The 22,644-nt window shown below is 56.0% G+C and carries 23 protein-coding genes; 11 read left to right on the top strand and 12 right to left on the bottom strand.

Translation table 11 applies throughout. The features are described 5' to 3' along the window. The first annotated feature begins 55 nt into the window (after nucleotides 1-55). The 3 genes from WC600_00765 (at nucleotide 56) to rpoZ (ending at nucleotide 1,322) form a co-directional block, all read left to right on the top strand. Nucleotides 56-334 (top strand): MoaD/ThiS family protein, encoded by a 279-nt coding sequence (locus WC600_00765; protein ID MFA4901255.1) that lies wholly within the window; start codon nucleotides 56-58, stop codon nucleotides 332-334. 119 nt (nucleotides 335-453) lie between these two features. Continuing rightward, on the top strand, nucleotides 454-726 hold the full coding sequence (locus tag WC600_00770) for a hypothetical protein (protein MFA4901256.1): 273 nt from the start codon (nucleotides 454-456) through the stop codon (nucleotides 724-726). 377 nt (nucleotides 727-1,103) lie between these two features. Continuing rightward, nucleotides 1,104-1,322, top strand: a complete 219-nt coding sequence (gene rpoZ / locus WC600_00775; protein MFA4901257.1) for a DNA-directed RNA polymerase subunit omega — start codon at nucleotides 1,104-1,106, stop codon at nucleotides 1,320-1,322. Nucleotides 1,323-1,423: 101 nt separating this feature from the next. Here rpoZ and WC600_00780 read toward each other — a convergent pair whose 3' ends face one another. From WC600_00780 to WC600_00820, 9 genes are all read right to left on the bottom strand, one after another. Then, nucleotides 1,424-2,371: a hypothetical protein gene (locus WC600_00780; protein ID MFA4901258.1), complete on the bottom strand. Its 948-nt coding sequence runs from the start codon at nucleotides 2,369-2,371 to the stop codon at nucleotides 1,424-1,426. Nucleotides 2,372-2,503: 132 nt separating this feature from the next. After that, the gene (locus WC600_00785; protein ID MFA4901259.1) at nucleotides 2,504-2,974 is read right to left on the bottom strand and encodes a 23S rRNA (pseudouridine(1915)-N(3))-methyltransferase RlmH; all 471 of its coding nucleotides are present in this window, start codon (nucleotides 2,972-2,974) and stop codon (nucleotides 2,504-2,506) included. A 21-nt stretch (nucleotides 2,975-2,995) separates the two neighbouring features. Further along, the gene (locus tag WC600_00790) at nucleotides 2,996-3,412 is read right to left on the bottom strand and encodes a PaaI family thioesterase (GenBank protein MFA4901260.1); all 417 of its coding nucleotides are present in this window, start codon (nucleotides 3,410-3,412) and stop codon (nucleotides 2,996-2,998) included. 331 nt (nucleotides 3,413-3,743) lie between these two features. Continuing rightward, nucleotides 3,744-4,121, bottom strand: a complete 378-nt coding sequence (locus tag WC600_00795) for a rhodanese-related (seleno)protein (GenBank protein ID MFA4901261.1) — start codon at nucleotides 4,119-4,121, stop codon at nucleotides 3,744-3,746. 101 nt (nucleotides 4,122-4,222) lie between these two features. Beyond that, nucleotides 4,223-5,689: a threonine synthase gene (thrC, locus tag WC600_00800; GenBank protein ID MFA4901262.1), complete on the bottom strand. Its 1,467-nt coding sequence runs from the start codon at nucleotides 5,687-5,689 to the stop codon at nucleotides 4,223-4,225. Between the two features lie 53 nt (nucleotides 5,690-5,742). Beyond that, nucleotides 5,743-6,438, bottom strand: coding sequence for an Abi-alpha family protein (locus WC600_00805; protein MFA4901263.1), 696 nt, complete (start codon nucleotides 6,436-6,438; stop codon nucleotides 5,743-5,745). Between the two features lie 205 nt (nucleotides 6,439-6,643). Further along, complete coding sequence (locus tag WC600_00810) at nucleotides 6,644-8,014, bottom strand: sigma-54 dependent transcriptional regulator (protein ID MFA4901264.1); 1,371 nt, start codon at nucleotides 8,012-8,014, stop codon at nucleotides 6,644-6,646. A gap of 148 nt (nucleotides 8,015-8,162) precedes the next feature. Continuing rightward, on the bottom strand, nucleotides 8,163-9,629 hold the full coding sequence (locus WC600_00815; protein ID MFA4901265.1) for an ATP-binding protein: 1,467 nt from the start codon (nucleotides 9,627-9,629) through the stop codon (nucleotides 8,163-8,165). Nucleotides 9,630-9,634: 5 nt separating this feature from the next. Next, nucleotides 9,635-11,092, bottom strand: coding sequence for a hypothetical protein (locus tag WC600_00820; protein MFA4901266.1), 1,458 nt, complete (start codon nucleotides 11,090-11,092; stop codon nucleotides 9,635-9,637). Nucleotides 11,093-11,613: 521 nt separating this feature from the next. Here WC600_00820 and WC600_00825 point away from each other — a divergent pair. The 4 genes from WC600_00825 to WC600_00840 all read left to right on the top strand — a co-directional run bounded on the left by WC600_00825 (nucleotide 11,614) and on the right by WC600_00840 (nucleotide 14,952). Further along, complete coding sequence (locus WC600_00825) at nucleotides 11,614-13,269, top strand: ATP-binding protein (protein ID MFA4901267.1); 1,656 nt, start codon at nucleotides 11,614-11,616, stop codon at nucleotides 13,267-13,269. A gap of 16 nt (nucleotides 13,270-13,285) precedes the next feature. Continuing rightward, nucleotides 13,286-13,675, top strand: coding sequence for a response regulator (locus WC600_00830; GenBank protein ID MFA4901268.1), 390 nt, complete (start codon nucleotides 13,286-13,288; stop codon nucleotides 13,673-13,675). 94 nt (nucleotides 13,676-13,769) lie between these two features. Then, entirely contained in the window at nucleotides 13,770-14,540 is a 771-nt protein-coding gene (locus WC600_00835; GenBank protein ID MFA4901269.1) for an ATP-binding protein, read from the top strand. After that, the gene (locus tag WC600_00840; GenBank protein MFA4901270.1) at nucleotides 14,533-14,952 is read left to right on the top strand and encodes a response regulator; all 420 of its coding nucleotides are present in this window, start codon (nucleotides 14,533-14,535) and stop codon (nucleotides 14,950-14,952) included. The genes WC600_00835 and WC600_00840 overlap by 8 nt, the downstream gene beginning before the upstream one ends. Nucleotides 14,953-15,015: 63 nt before the next feature. Here the strand turns inward: WC600_00840 and WC600_00845 are convergent, their stop codons facing one another. From WC600_00845 to WC600_00855, 3 genes are all read right to left on the bottom strand, one after another. Beyond that, nucleotides 15,016-16,242: an MFS transporter gene (locus WC600_00845; GenBank protein ID MFA4901271.1), complete on the bottom strand. Its 1,227-nt coding sequence runs from the start codon at nucleotides 16,240-16,242 to the stop codon at nucleotides 15,016-15,018. Nucleotides 16,243-16,668: 426 nt separating this feature from the next. After that, nucleotides 16,669-16,866, bottom strand: coding sequence for a hypothetical protein (locus tag WC600_00850; GenBank protein ID MFA4901272.1), 198 nt, complete (start codon nucleotides 16,864-16,866; stop codon nucleotides 16,669-16,671). Between the two features lie 53 nt (nucleotides 16,867-16,919). After that, nucleotides 16,920-19,562 (bottom strand): PEP/pyruvate-binding domain-containing protein, encoded by a 2,643-nt coding sequence (locus WC600_00855; GenBank protein MFA4901273.1) that lies wholly within the window; start codon nucleotides 19,560-19,562, stop codon nucleotides 16,920-16,922. Between the two features lie 511 nt (nucleotides 19,563-20,073). On the opposite strand from WC600_00855, the gene WC600_00860 reads away from it, so the two are divergent. From WC600_00860 to WC600_00875, 4 genes are read left to right on the top strand one after another with little or no spacing between them, the layout of a single operon-like run. Next, nucleotides 20,074-20,487 (top strand): universal stress protein, encoded by a 414-nt coding sequence (locus WC600_00860; GenBank protein MFA4901274.1) that lies wholly within the window; start codon nucleotides 20,074-20,076, stop codon nucleotides 20,485-20,487. Between the two features lie 27 nt (nucleotides 20,488-20,514). Continuing rightward, a complete protein-coding gene (locus tag WC600_00865; GenBank protein ID MFA4901275.1) occupies nucleotides 20,515-20,811 on the top strand; it encodes a DVU0150 family protein in 297 nt (98 codons plus the stop codon). Between the two features lie 36 nt (nucleotides 20,812-20,847). Further along, complete coding sequence (locus tag WC600_00870) at nucleotides 20,848-21,924, top strand: sulfite exporter TauE/SafE family protein (GenBank protein ID MFA4901276.1); 1,077 nt, start codon at nucleotides 20,848-20,850, stop codon at nucleotides 21,922-21,924. Between the two features lie 27 nt (nucleotides 21,925-21,951). Continuing rightward, nucleotides 21,952-22,551, top strand: coding sequence for a DUF4881 domain-containing protein (locus WC600_00875; protein ID MFA4901277.1), 600 nt, complete (start codon nucleotides 21,952-21,954; stop codon nucleotides 22,549-22,551). The last annotated feature ends 93 nt before the right edge of the window (nucleotides 22,552-22,644 follow it).

A 22,644-nucleotide genomic window follows, 5' to 3' on the forward strand; every position in this document is an offset into this window, starting at 1 on the left:
TTCGGTTAGCCGGAAAGAGTAAACCACAGGCCTTTCCGGCCGGTAACGGAGTCTCATGAGCGCCCAACTGAAAGATTTAACCCGCCAGAAACAACTGGGCCAGGCCCCTTCCGGTCAGGTCAAGATAAGCTACGGAGTCCATAACCTGGATGCCGCCATCGCCGGAAAATCCGTCAGCGAGGTGCGCCAGGCCTTAAAAGAACCTTTGAATATCGATCCCCGCGCCCTGGCCCTGGTGAACGGCCGGGACGTGGCGGCCTCGTATATCCTGCAGGAAGGTGACCAACTGGAGTTCGTGCGCCTGGCCGGGGAAAAGGGCCGGGACGCCATCTAATCCGTCCTGCCCTGATCAGAGGCGGCAAAAGCCCCTGCGGCCCTAGCCTGTACTTTTCCCCTTGAAATGTCCCGTTGAGGCCTTACTTTTTAGTTTAGTAAAGGAGGCCGCTCATCGCCATGAACCAGCCAACTAACAGCGTTATAGCCAAGATACGCGAATTTCATCCTGAAATTGACCGGAACAACATCGACTTAAGCGTCTCCTGGGACGAGGCCGGCAAACGTTATGCCCTCAAACTCAGCAAGTCCGGAGAAGCCGTGGGGTCTTACCTGGACCAAAAAGACGCGGACGAATGCCTGGCGGGCAAGCAATGCCTCAACCTGGCAGTGCAGGTGACTCAATTGATCGCCGAACTGGAAGATTTGATTACGCCGCGGAAGCCGGGCTGAGCCGCCTAGAAAAATGAAAACTCATTGCCAAAAGTTTTCCTATCCAGCCCTCACCATTACCTTCCCTACAAGGGGAGAGGGAAATAAGGGAGGAACTTTTGAGCCTCTCGCAAATATCTCCAAACTAGTCATTCTGAGAGAGCGAAGCGACCGAAGAATCTCATAAGTAGTCGAAAATACGAGATCCTTCGCTTCGCTCAGGATGACCAACGGTTTTTGAAAGACTCTTTTGGCAATCGCCATAAGGTCAGGAACAGACTCGCCGCCCCCCTTTGACAGGACCGTAAAAAAAAGGTAAATATACATGTTACGCGGGGAATTGCGGTGAGCCAGGTGTTGGTCATCGCCTGCGATTAAACTTAAAGCGGAGACCATTTATGGCCCGGGTTACCATTGAAGACTGCCTGGAGCAAGTGCCGACTCGCTTCGGCCTGATTCACCTGGCGGCCAAGCGGGTGCGCCAACTCTACCGCGGCGCCCCTGTTCTGGTTAAAGGGGATAACAAAGAAATCGTCATGGCCCTGCGAGAGATTGCTGCGGCGAAAATCGTGCCCACTACCCCCTTGAAATTCTTTCCGGAACCCGAAGAAGAATAAGCGTTCATCCTCGCACCTGGACTCTCCACTTCCTGCCCGAAATCGGTTTAGGGGCGCGAGCCTGGTCAAAACGCCCCTGCCGCAGGGTTTGCCTTGAGGGTTTAGCCTGGCAGAATCCCGTTACCGGCGCCGCTCCAACATAAGATCGGCTGCGGTTCTTCCGGTGCCCCATCCGGCGCCCAGATCTCCAAATCCCAATTCCACACGACGGGGAAGGGCCAATTGGCCAGGATCACCGCTTCCACGAATTCCTGAAGTTCCTGAGAGGCTGCGTCCAGGTCCTCATGGTCGGCCGCGGCGGTGAGCAGGGCGGACAACCGCGCCGTGAACTTATCCTGCCAGGGCGGCTTGCCGTCGCCTGCAACCGCCTGCCATTCGGCGTCGTTGCGGCAGCCGGGCAAACCGAGACGTACCGTGCGCAGCTCGGTCCATTCCGGCCAACCTTTCAAGGTCTGGAATAGAGCCCGGGAGGTGCGGCCCAAAAGCAAGGGAGCCGAATGGTCTTGCAGAAAAGGCCCCATGACCCGGCGCCAGAGACGATAGCGCAGTTGGGCCAGCTCCGGGTCCACCGTCTCTTGGACCCCGTCTACCGGCCCGAAAGAGGGCTGCTCCTCCCAACGTTCCGGCTTGAGCACGTCCTGCAGCCAGTCCTGCCCCTTGTCAACCAGGAGAAGTTGGGCGTCCTGGTCGGCCTGCATTTTCTCAAGCTGCCAGGCCAGGGACCAGGCATTGGGGGAAGGCGCCGGTGGGGGCGGTGCGGCAGGTTTCCCATAGCCGCGCAGGGCCTGGATTAGGTCGCCCTCCCCCTGCCCCCTCTGATAATTTTCAAAGGCCTGCCACTGCCGTAAATCTCCAGGCTTATAGTGCTCCAACTCCCGGGGATGGACCTCGGCCTCCTTGGGCAACGGCATCCCCTGGTAGGGCAGTTGACCGGGCCACCCCGGGGTGACTCCCACCTTGAGGTCAGGAAAGTAGAGCGGCAAAGTCCAAAATTCGTCCCGCCACGGCAGAATCACCGGAAACGCCACGATGTTCCAATCCGATCCCATAAACGCCTCCATATCTTTCACAAAACCGCAAACTGCAAACAGCCTGCGATATTATCCCTTGTGAGGTCTTTTATACATATCTCAGGAGCCTTGCGGATACAAGAGGTAGTGAAATGAAACCAGCTTGTGCGACTAAACATGGTAGGGGTGGCCGGCCTTGATGGTCATGGCCCGATAGAGCTGCTCCAGGATAACGAGGCGGGAGAGTTCATGGGTCAGGGTCAGGCGCGACAGCGCCAGGTGTTCTGCGGCCGCAGCCAGGGTCGCGGCATCCAGGCCCCAGTGGCCGCCGATGAGCAACGCCAGGGGCCGGGCCGCTAGTTCCCGTTGGGTAAGCCAGATTGCGAATTCCTCCGAGGTGAATTCCCGGCCTTGGGGGGTGAGGGCGGCAACCCAGGCCCGTGGCGGAATTTGAGCCCGGAGGCGCTCGCCTTCCCGGTTTTTGAGGGCTTCCGCAGTCAGGCCCGCGGCCTCTTTCTCTTCCCGCACGCTGGTCAGGGTGAGGTTCATAAACGGCCGTAAGCGCTTCTGATAAAAGGCCAGGCCCTCCCGAATAAAGGCTTCCCGGGTCTTACCCACCATGAGGATAGTTACGTGGAGCATGGCCTTAACAGGAGGGCAGCATCAGGAGGGTTTGTCATTGAGGAGGAGGAAGCGACTCTTGCCGGAGGCGATGCGGCTGCCGTCGGCCAGACGGATGACCTCCCCTTCGGCCTGGCGGCGGCTGCCATTTTGGGTATGGAGCACGCCCCGGACCAGGATCGGTTCATCGGGTTTGAGGGGCTGATGGAAGCGCACTTCCATACTCAGGGTAACGCCGGGGCCGGCAAAATGCCACACCGCGTGGGCCATCAATTCATCCAGCATGGTGGCCAGGATGCCGCCGTGGATAACATCGGCCCAGCCCTGGAACTCTCTGGGCAAGGACAGCTCGGTTTCCGCGGCCATCTCGTCTTCAAGGTAACGCACCTGGATTTTAAAGCCCTTGGGGTTGTCTTTACCGCAAACGAAGCAATAATTGTCGGCCAGGGGAGTCGGCATAGGGACTTTTGAAGGGCTTTGTTCTTTGGAAGTCATCTTGCGTCAGAATTTTAACTAGTGGATATCTTGGGCAAACAGCTTGAATAAAGTAATAGCACAGGCGAGACGCCTGTGCCACTATTTTAGCTATGAGTGGTCGGTTACCAGTGGCCGCCGAGGCCGAGACTCCCCCTTTACCAAAGGGGGGTTGGGGGGATTTATAACTTCCCGAAAATCCCCCTAAATCCCCCTTTTCCAAAGGGGGACTTTGAAGGCCGGGTGCATCTTTAAGCGTTTTTGGATGAGAACTAACTAAGCCCTGATCCCTGGCCACTGACCACCATCAGCTGATTTATTTAGGCTCCGTGGGGTAACCCAACTTTTCCCATTCCTTCCAGCCGCCTTTCAAAGCCCAGACCTGAGTAAAGCCCATGTCCAGCAATTGCTGCGCCACCCGGGCGCTCGTGCCTTCGTTCTTTCAGGCGCAATAGAGGACAATTTTTTTGTCTTTGGGCAGGGTGGCGGCCCAGGTTTTCACATCCTTCGGGTCCTGGCGCACCGCACCTTTGATTTTTTTATCGCTGCCTTCCCAATCATTAGCGGCTCTGACGTCCAATACGACCACCTGCGGATCGGCAAGCCAGCTTTTCAAAGTCTCCTGATCGACTCGCGGCGCATCCTTGCCGGAGGCGCATGACCAGGGGATCGTCAACAGCAGACCGAGCGCCATTACCAATGCCCATATCTTTGCCCTTTGCATCCTTCCCTCCTTTTCGGGATTATCCCGGTTTTAAGGAAAGATAAGGTTCCGGCAGCGATAAGGCAACCCTGCTAGCCTTTCGGGGTCAACTCCAACAACCGGGCGATTTGTCCGGCCAGGTCCGCGGTTTTCTCCTCGGGTTTATCGGTTTTGGGCGTCAGGAGTTGGGGCCGGTTTTGGTACTCCGGCTTGGGGCTAACTTCGAACTCCGGCGGGAAGGAATCTTCGAAATACATCTGCTGGAAACCGATGAATTTCAGGTGATGCGCCGTGGCATCCAGCACCGCGGTGGCGTTCTTGGCCAGCAAGCCCGCCTGGATGGCCGCCTTAAAGCCCGCGAAGGATTCCCCGCCCTGGGTGCAGGCGATATGGCCGTGGCGGTTGGCCTGCAGCATGGAGTCCATAATCTCCTGTTCGCTCACCTGGACCACTGCGACGCTGCCGGTGCCGGCGCGGCGGTGATATTCCGCAACCAAACGGATCACCCGGGGCATGGACACCGGGTTGCCGATCATGGCGGCCTGGGCCACGGAGGGCTTAACCGTTACCGGCACAAAGACCCGCTTGGCGGCATCCGGCTCCAGGTAGTAGCGGAACACCGGGTCGGCGTGGCGGGACTGGACTCCGATGATCTGGGGCAGGGTTTCGATGATCTTCAAATCATAAAGGCGCAGAAAACCCTGCATGATCGCGGTGATGTTGCCGGCGTTGCCGATGGGCATCACCACGGTTTTGGCGGTCAAGTCGTAGTCAAACCACTGGGCGATTTCATACGCATAGGACTCCTGGCCCCGGATGCGCCAGGAGTTCTTGGAATTGAGCAGGGCCACCTGGTAGTTGTCGGCCAGGGCCTCCACCACCTTCATGCAGTCGTCGAAGACGCCGGGGACTTCCAAGACCCGGGCGCCACTGCCCAGGGGCTGGGCCAGTTGCTGAGGCGTGACCTTGCCGTGGGGCAGCAGCACCGCGGAGGCCACTTTCTCGCCCAGATAAGCCGAGTAAAGGGCCGCGGCCGCGGAGGTGTCGCCGGTGGAGGCGCAGATGGCTAAGAGCTTCCCGGCTCCCGGCTGGTTGGCCAGGAAGTTGAGGTAACTTAAGGCTGCGGCCATGCCCCGGTCTTTAAACGACGCGCTGGGGTTCTGGCCGTCATTCTTGAAATAGAACGGGGAGCCCACTTCTGCCTGGAGATCGGCATTGCCCGCCACCTGGGGGGTGTCGCCTTCGCCCAGGTAGATGATGTCCTTGAGCGGAATCACCGGAGCAATGAGTTCGTAAAACCGGAAAATGCCGCTCAGGGCCGGGAGATTGAGCATCTTCCGGTAATCAAACAGCCGCCGCCAAAAGGCCCCGGGGTGTTTCGTCAGACGGGATTCGTTTTTGCCTTCCAACATGAACAGGCCCCGGCAATGGGGGCAGGTATAGAGGAGCTGGGTGATATCGAATTCAGCACCGCACTCCAGGCAACGGTAGACCATCTCGCCTTCGGGGGAAGGGATCAGGTGTGGGCGGATGTCTTCGGGGAATTGTTCTGGTTTCACCTATACCCCCGGTGGTGCAGGCTTAATCCTGCAAAAGATAATTGGTTTTGATTTCATCTCATGCATGCTTCCACAAATCTTACACCAAGAGGCGTCAAAACAAAAGCATCGGCCTCTTCATAAGTAGCAACAGCTTCATCTAAAAAAGCCTTGATCAAAAACGCAGGTCCAATGCATTGCGTTCGCATCAAATTATAAATGCTCACTTGGTAAGTTTCCCCATCTATCCCAACCATTTCCATGATTTGCTCTTTTGTTAAAGTAAAGTTAGTAATTTTGGTAATATCAATTAATTTATCATTTCTCCTGAGTATTTCGTAAAATTTATTTAAGATCAATGCTTCAACCCCTGTTATATTTTTAATCATATCAATAAATCCATATCTAAGTTCGCCATTGAATTTTGGATCCATAGCATTTACCAATAAATGGTTCCAAAGATATTGAAGGGACGGATCATCTTCCAAGCTGCTTTCCTCAAAAATTGGTAACGCTAATTTTGGTGGAACACCCCGTGTCTCTCTAATGCCTCTGTCTAATAAAATCTGATTAACTTCATCATCCATTTGAATAAGCCTACGCCATCTTACAAACCTTAATTTATCCGTTATCATTCCGGAAACTTCTTGAACAGGCTCTTTGAAAACCTTGGCAAAGAACCCACCAAGCTTTTCTGAAACATCTAAAGCCTTTGTACCTAGATCGGCAACACTTTGTACCGCCTTTGCGTATTCTTCTGCTTCTGACATTAGTACCCCATTCTTTATTCAAAGCACAGGCGAGACGCCTGTGCCACCAATATGGGGCGGGTTATGGCCGCCGTAAATCGGCGTGCGCGGCACGCCCTATAAATTTCATTGTGGTGGAGCGGCCGTCCCTGGCCGCCTAAGTGAAGGCGGGCGGGGACTCCCGCCGCCAATATTTTTGCACAGGCGAGACGCCTGTGCCACCGGTTTACGTGGTCAGATGATACTTCTTCAACTTATACTGGAGCAAACTCTTGGTGATGCCAAGAATCTCGGCGGCGCGGACCTGGATCTGGCCGCTTTTTTCCAGGGCCCGGCGGATCATCTGCTCTTCGATGGTGTCCAGGGCCTCGGGCAATGGGGTATGGAGCGGGATGAAGCGGTCGATCTCCAGTTTAGACTCGGCTGGGGCGGGCGCCAGCTCCCCGGGCAGGTCATGGGGAGTGATGGTGTTGTTGCTGCACAGGATGACCGCCCGCTCCATGACGTTTTCCAACTCCCGCACGTTCCCCGGCCAGGCATACTGGACCAGCACCTTCAGGGCATCCGGAGTGATGCGGGTCTTGTCCCGCAGATTTTCCTTCACATATTTGCTGATAAAGTGGGTCGCCAAAAGCGGTGTGTCTTCCTGGCGCTCGCGCAGGGGCGGCAGGTGGAGACGGACCACGTTGAGGCGATAGAACAGGTCTTCCCGGAAGCGCCCGGCTTCCACTTCCTCTTTCAAGTCCCGGTTGGAGGCCGCCACCACCCGGACATCCACCTTGATGGTCCGAGTGCCCCCCACCCGTTCGAACTCCATCTCTTGCAGGACCCTGAGGAGCTTGACCTGGAGGGACTGGGACATCTCCGCCACTTCGTCCATAAAGAGGGTGCCGGTGTCGGCCAGTTCGAAGCGCCCTTTGCGCATGGCCACGGCGTGGGTGAAGGCGCCCCGCTCATGCCCGAAGAGTTCGCTCTCCAGCAAGGTTTCGGTTAAGGCGCCGCAGTTGACGGAGATAAAGCTTTTGGAGACCCGGTTGCTGCACTGGTGAATGGCCCGGGCGATGAGTTCCTTGCCAGTGCCGCTCTCGCCGGTGATCAGCACCGTGGCCCGGGACTGGGCCACTCTTTTGACCAGGGCCAGGATGTCCTGCATGACCCGGGATTCTCCCACAATATTCGGGAAACCGTACTTCTTGTCCAATTCCTGGTTCAGCAGGCGATTTTTCAGGATAAGATGACGGTGCTCCAGGGCCTTGGCGATGGTGACCAGGATCTCTTCATTCTTAAAGGGTTTCAGGACGTAATCGAAGGCGCCTTTTTTCATGGCCATGACCGCTTTTTCCACGGTGCCGTAAGCGGTCATAAAGATTACCGGCAGGTCCGGATAGAGGCGCTGCAATTCGTCTAACAGCTCGATGCCGGTCATCTTGGGCATCTTCATGTCGGTGAGGACGAGATCCAAATCCGAGGCCCCGGCAATCTTGACAGCCTCAATGGCGCTCCCGGCCGTAAGGACTTCATAGCCCGCCTCGCTCAGGAGGGCCTCCATAACGGTGAGATAATTGACTTCGTCGTCAACGACTAGGATCGTATCCATAGTACTCCGGGCTCGGTTTTATCATGGAAATCCAGCCGTAGGGGAGGATTTAAAACCCGCCCCTACAGGACCTGTCATTTTTGGAGCGGTAGCCAATTGCTTCGGCCACGGGCGTTTATCATGGCCACTAAGTTTCAGCTCGATTGAGTTAACTCGCTTTCTGTGCTGCCAGATCGGGAAGGACCATGATAATCGTGGTGCCCGCTCCGACGGTGCTGTTAATCTTCAAGCTCCCCTGGTGAGCCTCGATGATGCTTTTCACAATAGGCAGCCCCAGGCCGCTGCCCTTTTCCTTGGTGGTGAAAAACGGATTGAGAATTTTTTTTAGGGTTTCGAGCTCGATGCCGTCCCCATTATCCTGAACCCAAATTTCTCCCCCGTGACCGTGGGCTCCGGGCAGGGTAGACACGGTCAAGTGACCACCTCGGGGCAAGGCCTGGATAGCATTCAAGAAAATATTCAAGAAAGCCTGGTGCAAGAGATCCTGATCAACCATCAGGGGCCGGCCATTCAGCCGATATTCCCGGCTGATCTTTATGCCCAGGCGGTCAATCTCGGGTTGCAGCATTTCCAGGCTCCGGTCGAGCATGCCCTCCAGGTCGCAGGGACGCAAGTTAGGGATGCGGGGCCGGGCGAAATCCAGGAATTCCGTGACCTTTTCATTGAGGCGGTTGGACTCTTCCACAATAATCTGGGCCAGGCGGTTCTGGGGTTCATAGCGAGCCAGCCGGTCGCGCAGCAGCTCGGCCGTGGAACTGATGATCCCCAGCGGGTTGCGGACCTCGTGGGCGACCCCGGCGGTCATCTCCCCCAGGGCGGCCAGGCGCTCGGACTGGTGAAGTTGTCCCTCCAGGCGGCGCTGCTCTTCCTGGCGGCGCTCCAGGATAAACCCGGCCTGCTTGACGATTTGCCGTAGAACGATAAATAACAGCCCCATGAACACGACCAGGGTGGCCAGAATGATGAGCCGGAAATTGGCGATCTCTGCCAGATCCTCGGAGATATTCTGGGTAATCTCAATGACGCCCACGACCGGACCGGTTTGGGGCACGGCTTTGTCTTCCAGCCGGAAAGGGATATAGGCCTTGAGGTATTGGTGCCGATAGCGGTTCGGCCAAAAGATGCTCCAGAAGGGGCTATAGCCGGGTAACTCGAAGTAGTCTTCCCCGGCCAGGGCCTTTCTCACTCCCAGGACGTCGTCACTTTTTTTCCCCAGGGGCAGGTCTGAGGCGGTGCTATAGGAGAAGACTCCCTCCTGATCGTACTGGTTCAATTGCTCCACATGAAAGCCGTGGATGGTGGTACGGACAACCACATCCAGCCGCTTGGATTGCTCCGGGTCAGACAGGGTGATGCGCCCACCCTTTTCAAAGGCCGTGGGCAGGACGAACTGCTGATAAATCTGGTGGTTCAGGTTGGAGGCGAGCAGGATCAGATAGTCTTCATTCTTTTTCAGGGCCATCTGTTGGGTCCGGAGGGTCAGGAACACCGTCAAAATAACGGTGAACACCAGAATGACCACAAAACCGGGCAGGGAGAAAAATTTTACCAACCCAAAGGTGTCCAGGTCTTTCCCCGGACGCCACCAGGAAGTAGTGAGTTTGAGCTGCTTCATAATCCTCAAGTAATCCGGTACTTATCCAGGGGCGGCGGGGCGGCCGCGCCTTCCTGGCAAAAGCTTTCGAACCCCGGGCGGCCCATCAGGCCAGAGGCAGTCTGCTTGCCCCCTTCCACTCCCGGCTGCGCGTCAGCCTTGACCCCGAAGAGACCGGCCGCCGCCACCGTCACCACCTCTAAGAGATAGATCAGTTGGCCGATAGTAAAAGGATTGATCTCCGGCAGGTGCAGCGTCAGATTGGGCCGGCCGGCTTTCATCAGATTAAAGGCCGCGGCTTGCTGTTCAGCCTCAAGCAGCTCCTTAAATGAGTGGCCTCCCAGGTGGCCGAAGGCGGGGTTATCTGGATAACTTCCTGGAATATCTATATTATTCTTACACTTGTCCACGGTCAGGAAGGTAACCAGCTTGTCGTCCGGCCCTTCCATAAAAAGCTGTAATTGGGAATATTGGCCGGTGGCTCCCAGGGCGGTTACCGGGGTGCTGCCGTTAATCTGTTTGCCCAGACTTGCAGCCCAAAGCTGACTGAACCACTCCGCCAGGCCCGACAGGGCGTTGGCATACGGCATGAATACCAGGATAGGCCGCTTTTGGGCCGTGGCGAAGAGATAGAACAGGGCCGCCAGGCGATAGGCCGGATTGTTATCGATAGACGCATCTTTCAGGTGCTGATCCATAGCCCTGGCTCCGGCCAGGAGTTCTTCCACGTCGATGCCGGTCAAGAACGCGGGCAAAAGCCCTACCGCCGAGAGCACTGAAAAGCGGCTTCCCACCTGGGCGGGTACGGCCAGAGAGGGTAAATGTTCCCGGGCGACCAGACTCCGGAGGGCACCCTGGCCTGGGGCGGTGGTGACGATGATCCGTTCTCGGGCCTTGGCCTCTCCCAACCGGCCCTTCAACAATTGGTAGACCCACAGGAATTGGGCCAGGGTTTCTGCGGTATCACCGGATGTGCTGATGACGTTGAAGCTGGTGCGGCGCATATCCAGGCCGTCCAGCAAGCCCCAAAAGTGGTCGGGATCAATATTGTCAGCCACCCAGAGCCCCAGTTTATGATTGCGGCGGGCCATAGGAACCTTATTGTGTTGGGGTGGGCGCAGGGCCTGATGCAAGGCCCGGGGCCCCAACGCGGCTCCACCAGTGCCCAGCACCACTACATCCCAGCACCACTCCAACAGCGGCTTGGCCACCTGACGGATCTCTTTGATAATATCGGTCTGGTAGGGCAGCTCCATGAACCCCGCCTGGCCGCTTTGCCGGCCTGCGGCCAGGTCTTGATCAATAGCCGCAAGGCGCGGGGTCAAGTCGCTTAAGTCGGTGTCTTTCAGGCCGCTGGCTCCCAGGAAATCTGCCATGGCATAATTGTGGTCGAGGCTTAGTGTCATGCTCTGAACCCACTTGGGGTCCAGGTAGCGCTTGGGTATCTCGACTTTCGGGGGACGGTTGCTGAAACCTGGTTCCAAATGTAATTTCATCTTAAAATTTTAGCCCAGAGAGCCGGGAGATTCAAGGGGAATCGCTGCGAGCTGCCGCCGGCCCACGCCACTTGTCCGTCTTTACGCCCGGCTAAAGCCAATGCTGTTCACTTAGGCACTTGTAGGGTCGGGTCTCCCCGCCCTGGTTCAAAATTGACACGGGCTGGGCGGGGAAACCCCGCCCCTACATCCGAATAGATATCGCCAATGCTTAAGTGAACAGCATTGCGGCTAAAGCTACCTTTATTATAACCCAAAGGGTGACCGGTTTGGCCGCCCCTTTACAACCTGTAAAAATTATTGACAGATCTCAGCGCAAATATGTTAGTTTCTTGATTAGATTAATATATTTTTATTTATTATATCAACCGCTTAATCAAAATTGACTGGCAGCCCGTTTTGGAACGACCATTGCTTTATAAATCTGTCGGACACCCCCCTCGGGTGCTCTTGTGCTCAGAGTAACTGGCGCAACTGGTTTTTTAAACCTTGGACGCAAAGGAACGCTGATGCAATCGCAACACTACAAGAAATTATGGTGGAGCATCATCCTGGCGACCCTGGGTTTTTCCGTGATCCCACTGTTCTTTTTGGGCGGGGCGATCTATCACCAGTTCAGTGTTTCTTATACCGCCAAGATCATGGAGAACATGAAAACTCGGGCCGAGAACCGCTGCAATTCCATCGACCTGTTCTTAAATGAGCGCATCGCTCAGCTCACCAGTCTAGCCAATACGCAAACATTGGAACAATTAAAAAACGAAGACTATTTAAGTAAGGTTTTCAACATCATCCAATCCCGCTCCAAGTCATTCTTGGACTTAGGGATAATCGACGAGGACGGCAATCACCTGGCCTACGTGGGGCCATATTATGCTGCCTTGAAAAAAGTAAATTACAAAGATGCCGACTGGTTCCATGAGGTTATGTCCACCGGGGTTTATGTGAGTGATGTGTTTCTGGGCTTCAGAAAAATCCCGCACTTCATCATCGCGGTCAAGGTCCGGGAAAGAAACCAGAGCTGGATTCTCAGGGCCACCATTGATTCGGACATCCTGGAGAACATCGTGCAGCTGGCCTGGGAAGGCAAGTACGGAGATGCCTTTATTATCAACCGCGAAAACATCTTACAAACTGCCTCTCGCTTTGACGGCAAAGTCATGGAACACCCCGATGCCCCGAATTTCTCCGCAGCGACCAGGGGCATGGTGGAGGAGGCGGTCTTTCATGGCAATAACCTCTTGTATGCCACGGGCATCATCAAACTGAAGAAGTGGGTGATGGTCATCCAGGAAAACCCCACGGAGCAATTGACCCCGCTTCTGCAAGCACGTTTTCTCGCAATAATTATCGGATTAGGCGGGGTGCTCCTCATCATCATCGGCACTTTCTTTACCACCCGGGCCATGATGGGGCAACTGGTGCGGATGGAGCGGGACAAGGCGGCCAGCGACGAGATGGCGATGCAGTCAAGCAAGATGGCGGCCTTGGGCAAGATGGCCGCGGGCATCGCCCATGAGATTAACAACCCGTTGGCGGTGATAGGCGAGAAGGCGGGGTGGATCAAGGACCTGCTGGGCATGGAGGATGTGGAAAAGTGTGAGAACTTCCAGGAACTGGCCGATGCAGTCAACAAGATCGAGTATCATGTGGTGCGGGCAAAAACGGTGACCCATCGCTTACTAGGCTTTGCCCGGCGTATGGAGCCCATGGTCGAAAAGATCAATATCAATGAGGTCCTGGATGAAAGTATTGAATTTTTGAAAAACGAGGCTCGCTACCGCAATATCGAAATTCAGTCGAATTACGCCCCGGATCTGCCGTTGATTACCACAGACCAATCCCAGTTACAGCAGGTCTTCCTGAACATCATCAACAATGGCATCGATGCCATCGGCAAAGATGGTCAAATTCTCATTAATACTCGGCATCTCGCCAAGAATCATGAACTCTGCATAGAGATTCACGATACCGGCCCGGGCATGCCCAAAGAAATCATACCAAAAATCTTCGACCCCTTTTTCACCACCAAGGAGGTGGGCAAAGGCACCGGCCTGGGGTTGTCCATATCTTTTAGTATAATAGAGAAATTAGGCGGTCGGATCATGGTGGCTAGCGCGGAAGGTCAAGGGACCACTTTTACCATTTATTTACCGGTGAGATGACCTGAGGAGGCGAGGAATGGAGAAATTTAAGATTCTTATTGTGGATGATGAGGCCGATTTTCTGGAGACGATTCTCAAGCGGCTGCAGGCCAGAAAAATTGAAGTCACCGGAGTGGACAGCGGTTATAAGGCGCTGGAAGTCCTGGAGAGCCGGAATCCCGATGTCATCATCCTGGATGTCAAGATGCCCGGGATGGACGGCATTGAAACCTTGCGGGAGATCAAAAAGAAGAAACCCCTGGCGGAAGTCATCATGCTCACCGGCCATGCCTCAGTGGAATCAGGCATCCAGGGCATGCAACTGGGGGCCTTCGATTATGTCATGAAGCCGGTGGCTTTAGACGAGCTTTTGGAGAAGGTGCGCCAGGCCTATGAACGCAAGCTGATCCAGGAAGGCAAGACCTGAGCGAATACCCTACGGCTTCCTACCGCAAGCTCTGAGAACGCCTTGAAAGGTTTTCCAGGCTCTTGGTGCGACTTGTTAGGGTATGGGTGAAACCATGGATGCGCCTGAGAAAAGAGATTGGCTGCTGGATGAGCGCCTGCTGCAATCGCAAAAACTGGCAGCCATCGGTGAGCTGTCCGCCGGCATTGCCCACGAAATCAATAATCCCCTGGCCATCATCCGCCAGGAGGCCGAGTGGATGCACCTGCTTCTGAAGAAGCTCGAAGGCCGGGACATCGAGGAAATCACCGAACTGAACGGTTCGGTGCGCCAGATTGTCCAGCAGGTGGACCGCTGCACGGAAATCACCCGGAATTTACTGGATTTTGCCCGCAAGCGCGACCCCGTGATTCAGGCCGTGGACGTCAACCGGATCATCGAAGACATGACCATGCTGGTGGAGAAAGAAGCCAGGCATAACAATATCACTATCGTGCGCGACTATGGCCAGGAATTGCCGCACATCTTTAGTGACGCTCCCCAATTGCGCCAGGTAATCCTCAATTTTCTCACCAATGCCACACAGGCCATCGCGGCCAGCGGGGTCGTCACCATCACCACGCGCAGGCGCGGCAAAGATGCCGTGGACCTGATCTTCAGCGATACGGGCTGCGGTATCCCCGAGGAAAATCTGGGCAAGATCTTCGACCCGTTTTTCACCACCAAGCCGCCGGGTAAGGGCACCGGGCTGGGGTTGTCCATCTGTCATGGGATTATTCTGCGGCTGGGCGGGCAGATTGCCGTGGAAAGCCGGGTGGGCCAGGGCACCACATTCACCATCACCCTGCCTTTGAGCCGGGAGGGGGATCTGTTTTCCCATGACTAAGCCCCGGATATTGCTGGTGGACGATGAAGAGCGCTTCAGGGACAACCTGCAGAAGATGCTTAAGGCCCAAGGCTTGACCGTGACGGCCATGGACAGCGGGAATGCAGCCCTTACGGAACTCAAACTCCAGCCCTATGACGTGGTGCTCCTGGATATCCGCATGCCGGGGATGGACGGCCTTGCCACTCTGGCGGAAATCAAAAAGATCGCCCCCTTTGCTGAGGTGATCATTTTGAGCGGCCACGCCTCCATGGACGCCGCCATGGAAATCAACCGCCTGGGGGGCTACGATTACCTCATGAAGCCCTGCCCCCTGGAGGAAATCCTCCTCAAGATCGACGCGGCCTTTGAGAAGAAGGTGGAACGGGAAACCAGGTTGCGCCAGGTGCCGAGCCCCGAGCCGAATCAATAAGGTCCCATGCAGGTTTTCCCGCGATAATCGGAATCAAGGTCCCTGTCCTCCACCCGAAGATTTTCAGGCTATTTTCTCCCCCGTCCCCCAGAGCCTAAAAACTAACGCGGCAATGATTAAGAGGCCCGCAATAATGGCAAACGGGCCCCGATAATCCAGTCCACCCCAGAGCCCGATCAGGGCGCCCGCCAGGAGAGGTCCGGCGGCGTGGCCGATATCGAAGACGGTGCCAAAGGTCCCCATGGCCGAGCCCAAATGGTCCTCCCGGCAATAGTCGGCCACTAGCGCCGCAGCGGATGAAGTTACCACGGCCTCACCAAGACCGAACATGGCCGCCAGGAGCAAGAGCACGGTAAAATCTTGGAACCAGGGAATCAGGGCAAAGGGCAGGGCACAGACCCACATGCCCCAAAAGAGCAGGGGTTGGCGGCCATAACGGTCGGAGAAGCGCCCCATGATGGGTTTGGAGGCAATGGTGGCCACCATCTGCACCCCCCACAGCAAACCCGCCTGAAAGGCCGAAAGCTGTGCAAGCGTCACGGCATAAATGGGCAGGAAAGCCTCTAAGGCTCCCAGGGACAGGTTTTGCACTCCCTCCATGTTACTGGTGAGAAAGACCCGCCGGTCCATGAGGATCTCCCTCACCCCGGTTTTAAACTGGGCCAGAACCGCAGCCAGGCTCCGTCCGTGAGGTGCTGCCGCTGGCTCGGTTTGGCGGCGCAGCACCCAGAGAGCGAGGAGAAATGACGCCAAGCCGCAGACCGCCACTACGCCGTAAATAATATGAAAGGTGGTTAATCCCGGCGTGGCCCCGGCAGATAACCGGGTCAGCAGAAATCCTCCCAGGGGCGCACCCAAGAGATTGCCCAGGATGGTGACGGACGAGAACCAGGACAACATTTCGCCGCGGCGGTTACCGGCTATTTGAACGACCACGGCCATCGCGACAGGGCCGTAAATGGCGGTGGCGAAGCCGTGAAAAAACCTAACGATTACCAGGGCCTGATAGGTGGAGACCAGCAGATAGGCAAAGGGGACAAGGGCAAAGCAGGCCAAACCCACAAAGAGGGTTTTGGTCTTGCCCAGGACATCTGCCACTACCCCAGCCGGCATTTTGAAAAATATCCCGGTGATTGTGGAGATGGCCACGCAAAAGCCGATGGCCTCGGGACCAGCGCCCAGAGAAGCTGCAAAGAGGGCCAATACCGGGGTCCGGGCCAAGGCATAAGAAGTGCGGGCCAGGAAGCCCACGGCGCAGAGGCCGTTAAAAGGGGAGGAACAATTATTCAAAGGTTGTTGGTTCTGAATGTCATGAAGGGTGTAGGTTTCAAGGAATGTGCAGAACGACTCGCATGCTTCATTTCCCGTCAACCAGGGCAGGGGTCACCGCCGCGCGCTTTGCTTGAGACTCGGTAATCGCAGAGAAGGCGCTGCCAGCCCCCTTTTCTCAATCCTGTCGATACACCTCCCGCCGGTGGCCTACGCCGATTACTTCTATCTCCTGCGGAGCATCATCGATGGTGTACAATATCCGGTAATCGCCCACTCTGATCCGATATCTTTCGCCTCCACCAAGCTTCTTGGTCCGGGAGGTCGGGGATTATCTTTTAGGCCCAACAGCCGTTTGATAATCTTGCGATGCACTTCTCGGGGCAAACCTGCCAGTTCTTTTTCCACCGACCTTTTCAGATGGACGACATAAGGCATGAAAGGCCCTTACTTTTGCTCAGCCAGATACTCTTCTAAGGGTCTGGAGGGCTCGGACCGCCGTTGTTCAATAATGGCAATATCCAGCAAATCCTCGACAAATTCACGATCTTGCAGCAACTTCTCCACGATGAGGTGCTGCTCTTTCTTGGGCAAGCCCTTAAAGGCCAGCCAAAAGACTTCCGCTTTGGCTTCTTCGAGAATCATATAAGTATCCTTATCACTTCTTGTGCCTAGATTAAATTATGCTAAGTCATCTGTCAAAACTTTCCATGAAGCGGGGCTGCGCCTTCCCCATTTTCGCCCCTTGCCATGGCCTCCACATCCAGACCATAATTGCCCTGCAGGAAATTATTGGCTACCGCCTCGACGCTAGACTCGCTGGTCATGAGCATATCCAACTGGCGGGTGAAGATGAGCAGGCGTCCGATGAGGTCGAGTTTGTCGGCGATGATGGCGCGGTCGTATTTTTGCAGGCGGGCATCCACCCGGTCGCCTTTTACCTCCACGGAAAAATCCAGGCCCATGAGCACGATGGCGATGGCCCGGACCCGGCGGCTGCGGCGCGTATCGTCGGCTGCGCCGCCTTTGAAGGAGAAGGTAATATAGTTCTTGTTGACCGTCTGCCCGCAGTAGGCGTCCAGCACGCTGTAGTGATAGCCCACCCGGGACGAGAAGTTGAGATACTTGTCGGAAATGATGGCGTAACTGCGGTCGCCGAAGCGTTCTTCCCCGTTGGGGGACGCCAGCATCTGTTCCCGCATTACCGACAAGAGCCCCGAAAGTTGAACGGGGCGGGGTTCCCGGCCCCGCACCTCCTGGTGCAGCATCCCCTTCAGCAAAGCTTGCAGGGGCGCGGAAGTCACCTGGCCCACGGTTACCTTTTGGCTCTGGCCGCTGCCGGTCAGCCCGCCGCCCAGGTCGATGAGATAGAGGTCCAGAGGGATGGGGGCGTCCAACTTCATGGCGTAGCCTTCCTTGGCCGAGACCAGGTCGCTGATCTTGAACATCTCGGTGTAGGACAGTTCGTGCACCAACCTCCCCAGGTCATGCAACGACCGGCAAAAATCCGGGGCAAACTCCGGGGATTTCGGGTCCACCAGGCGCAGGGGCAGAATGAATTCGGCAACCTGCTTCAAGGTTGCATAGACGGGCGTATCCTTCAGGTAGGATTCCCGGACCTGCCGGAGTTCCAGCAGTTCAGGCACAAGGCCTGCGTAGATGCGGCAGGCGTAGGCGTCCACCGTAATGATCTGCCCTGGGAGAATGGTCTGTGTCGCCGTCCCGGTGTCTAAAAGCGTGGGGATGGAAAATTCCCGGGACAAAGACGCCATGTGTCCGGAAATACTGCCAGAATCAGAGACAATGGCCTGGGCCTTGGGCATCACCATGACGAACTTGGGCGAAGAATGCCTGGCCACCAACACCGCACCCTCGGGGAAATCCAACAGGTCCTCGTCCGCGTGCACCAGAAAGGCCGGTCCGCACCCCACGCCGGGGAAGGCCACGGCGCCGCCTTCCACCAACACCGGATAACCCGCTACCGCCGGAACGTCTGATAAGCCCTCGCCGGTCGGGGCCTGGAGGCGCAGCGGCCGGCTCTGGAGCACCAAAAGACGCCCCTGCCGGTCCAGGGCCCATTCCACGTCCTGGGGACCGTGATAATGCTCTTCCAGTTTGACGCCATACCCCGCCAGGGCTTTGATTTGATCCGGGGACAGGCAGGGCTGGCCCTGCGCCTCCGGCGGCACCGGAATCTCCTTCAGACCCACATCGGGATTGGCCACCAATTGCACGGGCTTGTGGGAGATTTTCTGATCCAGGATGGCCAAACCGGTCTTGGCGACGCGATAAGTGTCCGGAGTAATGACCCCATCCACCGCATAAGGTCCCAGGCCCCAGACCGCGCTGATGAGCAGGTTGTCGTCTCTTATATTGAAAGGGTGGTGGGAATACATCACCCCGCTGGCCACGGCATCGACCATTTGAAGGCAGACCACGCTCATGGCGATGTCTTCGTCCCTTATACCCTTGTTGAGGCGATAGGAGATGGCGCGGGGCGTATAGAGACTGGCCAGGATATCCTTATAGGCCGGCAAGAGCTGGTCACCCGGCACATTCAAGACAGTCAGATATTGTCCCGCGAAGGATAGCTCGCTGTCTTCGCCGATGGCGCTGGAACGCATGGACACCCGCACCGGCGCCTCCCCCGGTTGAGGCGCCTGCATCCGGGCATACGCCTCGAGGATGGCGTCCTTTAGTGCAGGAGGAACCTCAGCCCCGATGATCAACTGCTGGATGTCAGCGCTGACTTGCTGGACCGTTAAGGGGGACTGGGGATCGATATCCATCTTTCTCTTGTTGATTTCGTCCACCAGGTCATTAAAGGCCAGAAAGTCCGCATGGGCCCGGGTAGTGATGGCAAACCCCGCGGGGATAGGCAACCCGATCTTTAAGGCCTCGCCCAGGTGGGCGTTTTTGCCCCCCACCCAATCCACCATGCCTTGGTCCACCTGGGACAGGGGCAGGACCAGATCGGTGAGGAGGAGTTCCTTCTTCTCGCCCAAGTGCTCTTTAATCCCGGAGTTGATCCGATCCAGCACGCCATAGAGCACCGGATACTTATGGCCGGAGAGGACATCCAGACTCTTAATCATGCGGAAGGCGTGGAACGCGGCCCGGGCCGTCTGGGACCGCACATACGACATGCCGAAGACCTGCCGCCCTTGGAGTTTCTCTTCAATATCAGCAATAATATTTAATAGTTGTGTATTTGAGTCCAGCAAATCCTTAAAGCAGGCATACCGGAAACGGAAGGCCGCAGCCAGTTCATCCCGGGCAGGTCCGGCCCGGCGGCCTTTGAATTTGCGGTAAATCTCTCGAAATAAGTTGAGCGTTTCCATCTCGTTACCCAACCCTTCATCTATCAAGAATCATACCAGAAAAAAAGCTGTCAGCGTTCAGCTTTCAGCCATCAGCTAAGACCTCTGCTCGAAGAAACAGCGTGCGCCCAGGGCACAATTATCCTGGAAAGACTGCCTATAAATCATATGGAGGCGAGGTCCGCAATAAACGGGTGCGCCGCAATGGTTTCGCCTGGCATCCCCTTTACAGTCTGTAAAAATTACTGACAGAACCGCGGCGCCCGGGATTTCCAACATTAAACAATCTTGCAAAAATTATCTCAATTTTCAATTAGTTAAACATGTTGTCACGCAGCCTTGCACCTGGCACGGCCATTGCTTTATCACCAGGTGCATGACCAGAGGCAGGTGGATTCATGGCACTTTATGAAAATTATGAACAATGGAATGACGCAATCATGAAGCCAGATAATCACTCACTTCCATTCCCCTTACAATCTCAGATCACTTTAACCGTGAAGCATCTAAAGTCATTTTCAGGAGGTCTCGTATGAAAGTATTGGTGCCTACTGACGGCTCGGAGCATTCCATGAAGGCCGTACAACGAGCTTTGGAACTGGCAGAAACCCAAAAAGCCCAGGTGACCTTGATGTCGGTGGCTTATTACCATGCGGATTATCTGGAAGGCATGCCGCCCAACATCCAGGACAAACTGGAAGACGAAGCCAAGGCGGCCCTGAAAAAGGCCAAGGCCATGTTCGAGGCGAAGAACATTCCGGTGGAAACGGTGCTGCAAGCGGGCCTGGTGCCGGCCAACTTGATCATCCAGAAAGCCCAAGAGGGCAAGTTTGACCGCATCATCATCGGCAGCACCGGTATGAACGCCCTGGAAAGGATCATCATGGGCTCAACCGCCTCCAAGGTGGTGGCCCATGCCCCCTGCGAAGTTACGGTGGTCAGATAACCAAGATTCTTAAAGGAGGTCAGCACGATGCGTAAATGGTGGACAAAACTCACGGGGTTGGTTGTCATGGTCAGCCTGCTGCTGCCTGAGCTGGTCCTGGCTGCCGGGCCGAAGGCAGCCCCCCTGGTAATGGTAGCCGATACCCGGAAATTTACCGGATGGGAAGCCTGGTGGACCAATCTCTACAATGAGAGTCACCTTTATTTCGCTCTCCTGACAGTAGTCCTTATTCCCATTATCGGCCTAATTTTTGGTGTCCTGGCGGACCTGGTCATGAGCCGTATCGGCATAGACCTGAAGCACCGGGACCTGGCAGAGCATTAAGGCTTCTTGAGAACGACGAGGTAGGAGGAAAATACTATGGAGTGGCTATATGTTGTGATGCCCATTGCGGGAATCCAGATTTTCTGGCCCGGGCTGATCATTTTGGGTATAGGGGTGGGAATTATCGGTGGCTTCTTCGGCATGGGCGGCGCCTGGATGGTGACCCCCGGATTGAACATTCTGGGTTTTCCCATGGCCTTCGCCATCGGCACCGACATCGCCCACATGGCGGGCAAATCCCTGATCTCCACCATGCGGCACGGCAAGTTCGGCAACGTGGATTATAAACTGGGCCTCATTATGCTGGTGGGCACGGTGGTGGGCTTCGAAGTGGGGGCCCAGATGGTCATGTGGCTGGAACGCATCGGGTTGGTGGAACTGTATGTCCGCCTGCTGTACCTGGTGCTGTTGTCCCTCATCGCCTGGATGGTCTTTGCCGACGTGGCCAAGAAAAAACGGAAAGACCGGGAGGCGGTGGCGGCTGGCAAAGAAGTGGACAAGCTGTCCACCGGCATTGAATGGCACAAGACCCTGCACAAGATCAAGATCCCGCCGATGATTCATTTCAAGACGGCCCAACTCACCTGCACCGCCTGGCTGCCTATCTTTATCAGCTTCGCCACCGGCTGGCTGGCGGGCATCCTGGGGATCGGCGGCGGGTTGATCCGTATGCCGGCCTTGATTTACTTCATCGGCTGCCCCACCCACGTGGCGGTAGGCACCGACCTCTTTGAGGTGATGATCTCCGGCCTGTACGGCACCGGCACTTATACCTACAAGGGCCGCACCGAGTTGGTGGCTGCCATCATCATGCTGATGGGCGCCGCGGTGGGGGCCCAGATCGGCACCGTGGCCACTAAATATATCAAGGGCTACGGCATCCGGATTGCCTTCGGCCTGGCCGTCATGGGTTGCGCCCTCTCCATCATCCTGAAGCTGGCCCATAGGGTGATCCCGGCGGGGAAAGATATCTTCGACGGTGCAGCCACAGTCCTGATCCTGGGCTTGGTGGCCGCCATGTCTCTCTATATTTTCGTGAAGATGGTGCAAGGGGCCAAGGCCGAGGTTGCCGCCAAGAAGGCCAAAGCTCAGGTCTCGGTGGCGGGAAGCTGATCCGGACTTTTCAAGAGGAGATCTATTATGGCGAAAAGACTTAACTGGTGGGCTCTCGTGGCCAGCCTAACGGCAGCCCTATTGCTTGGCGGTTTCGGCTGCGGCGAACAAGGCAAGGTGGAACAGGGTAGAGTTATCGGCTTTGACAAAGCCAAAGAGACCGTTACCTTAATTGTGGATACCAAGCACGATACCGCCAATCCCGATTACAGCGGGGCGCCCCTTAGCTTCGCGCTCCCCAAGGACCCCATGGAGCGGGGAGAGGACCCCAAAGTCGGGATGCGGATGAAGCTGGACACCAATACCAAGGAGATCGTGATTTACGATCCGGCCACGAAGAGCATGAAGAATATTACTTACACGCTCATCGACCAGAAAGAAAAAGTGGCCAAAAACAGTCCCCTGGTGGCTGACAAGAAGTTCCCGATCGTGGACAAAGAGAAGAAAGCCATCACGGTATATTCCGGCCGGCAGAAATTGCTGGTGACGTTCTCGGTGCCCGAGGAGTACATGGCGCTGCCGGATAATACCTGGGAGGCGGGAGACGAAGTCCGGATCTATTATAAGGAGCCGGGCAAGGCCGCCAGGTTTATGAACATAACCAAGACGGATATCTTTAAGAAGTAAGTTATCCTTCTGGCGTGCATACTGAGAATCGCCCCGGGGGCACCTAAACTAAACCCGGGGCGATTCTCTTATTTTGTGGTAATCTAAACATGT

This window comes from Desulfobaccales bacterium (assembly GCA_041648175.1).
Classification (GTDB): domain Bacteria; phylum Desulfobacterota; class Desulfobaccia; order Desulfobaccales; family 0-14-0-80-60-11; genus 0-14-0-80-60-11.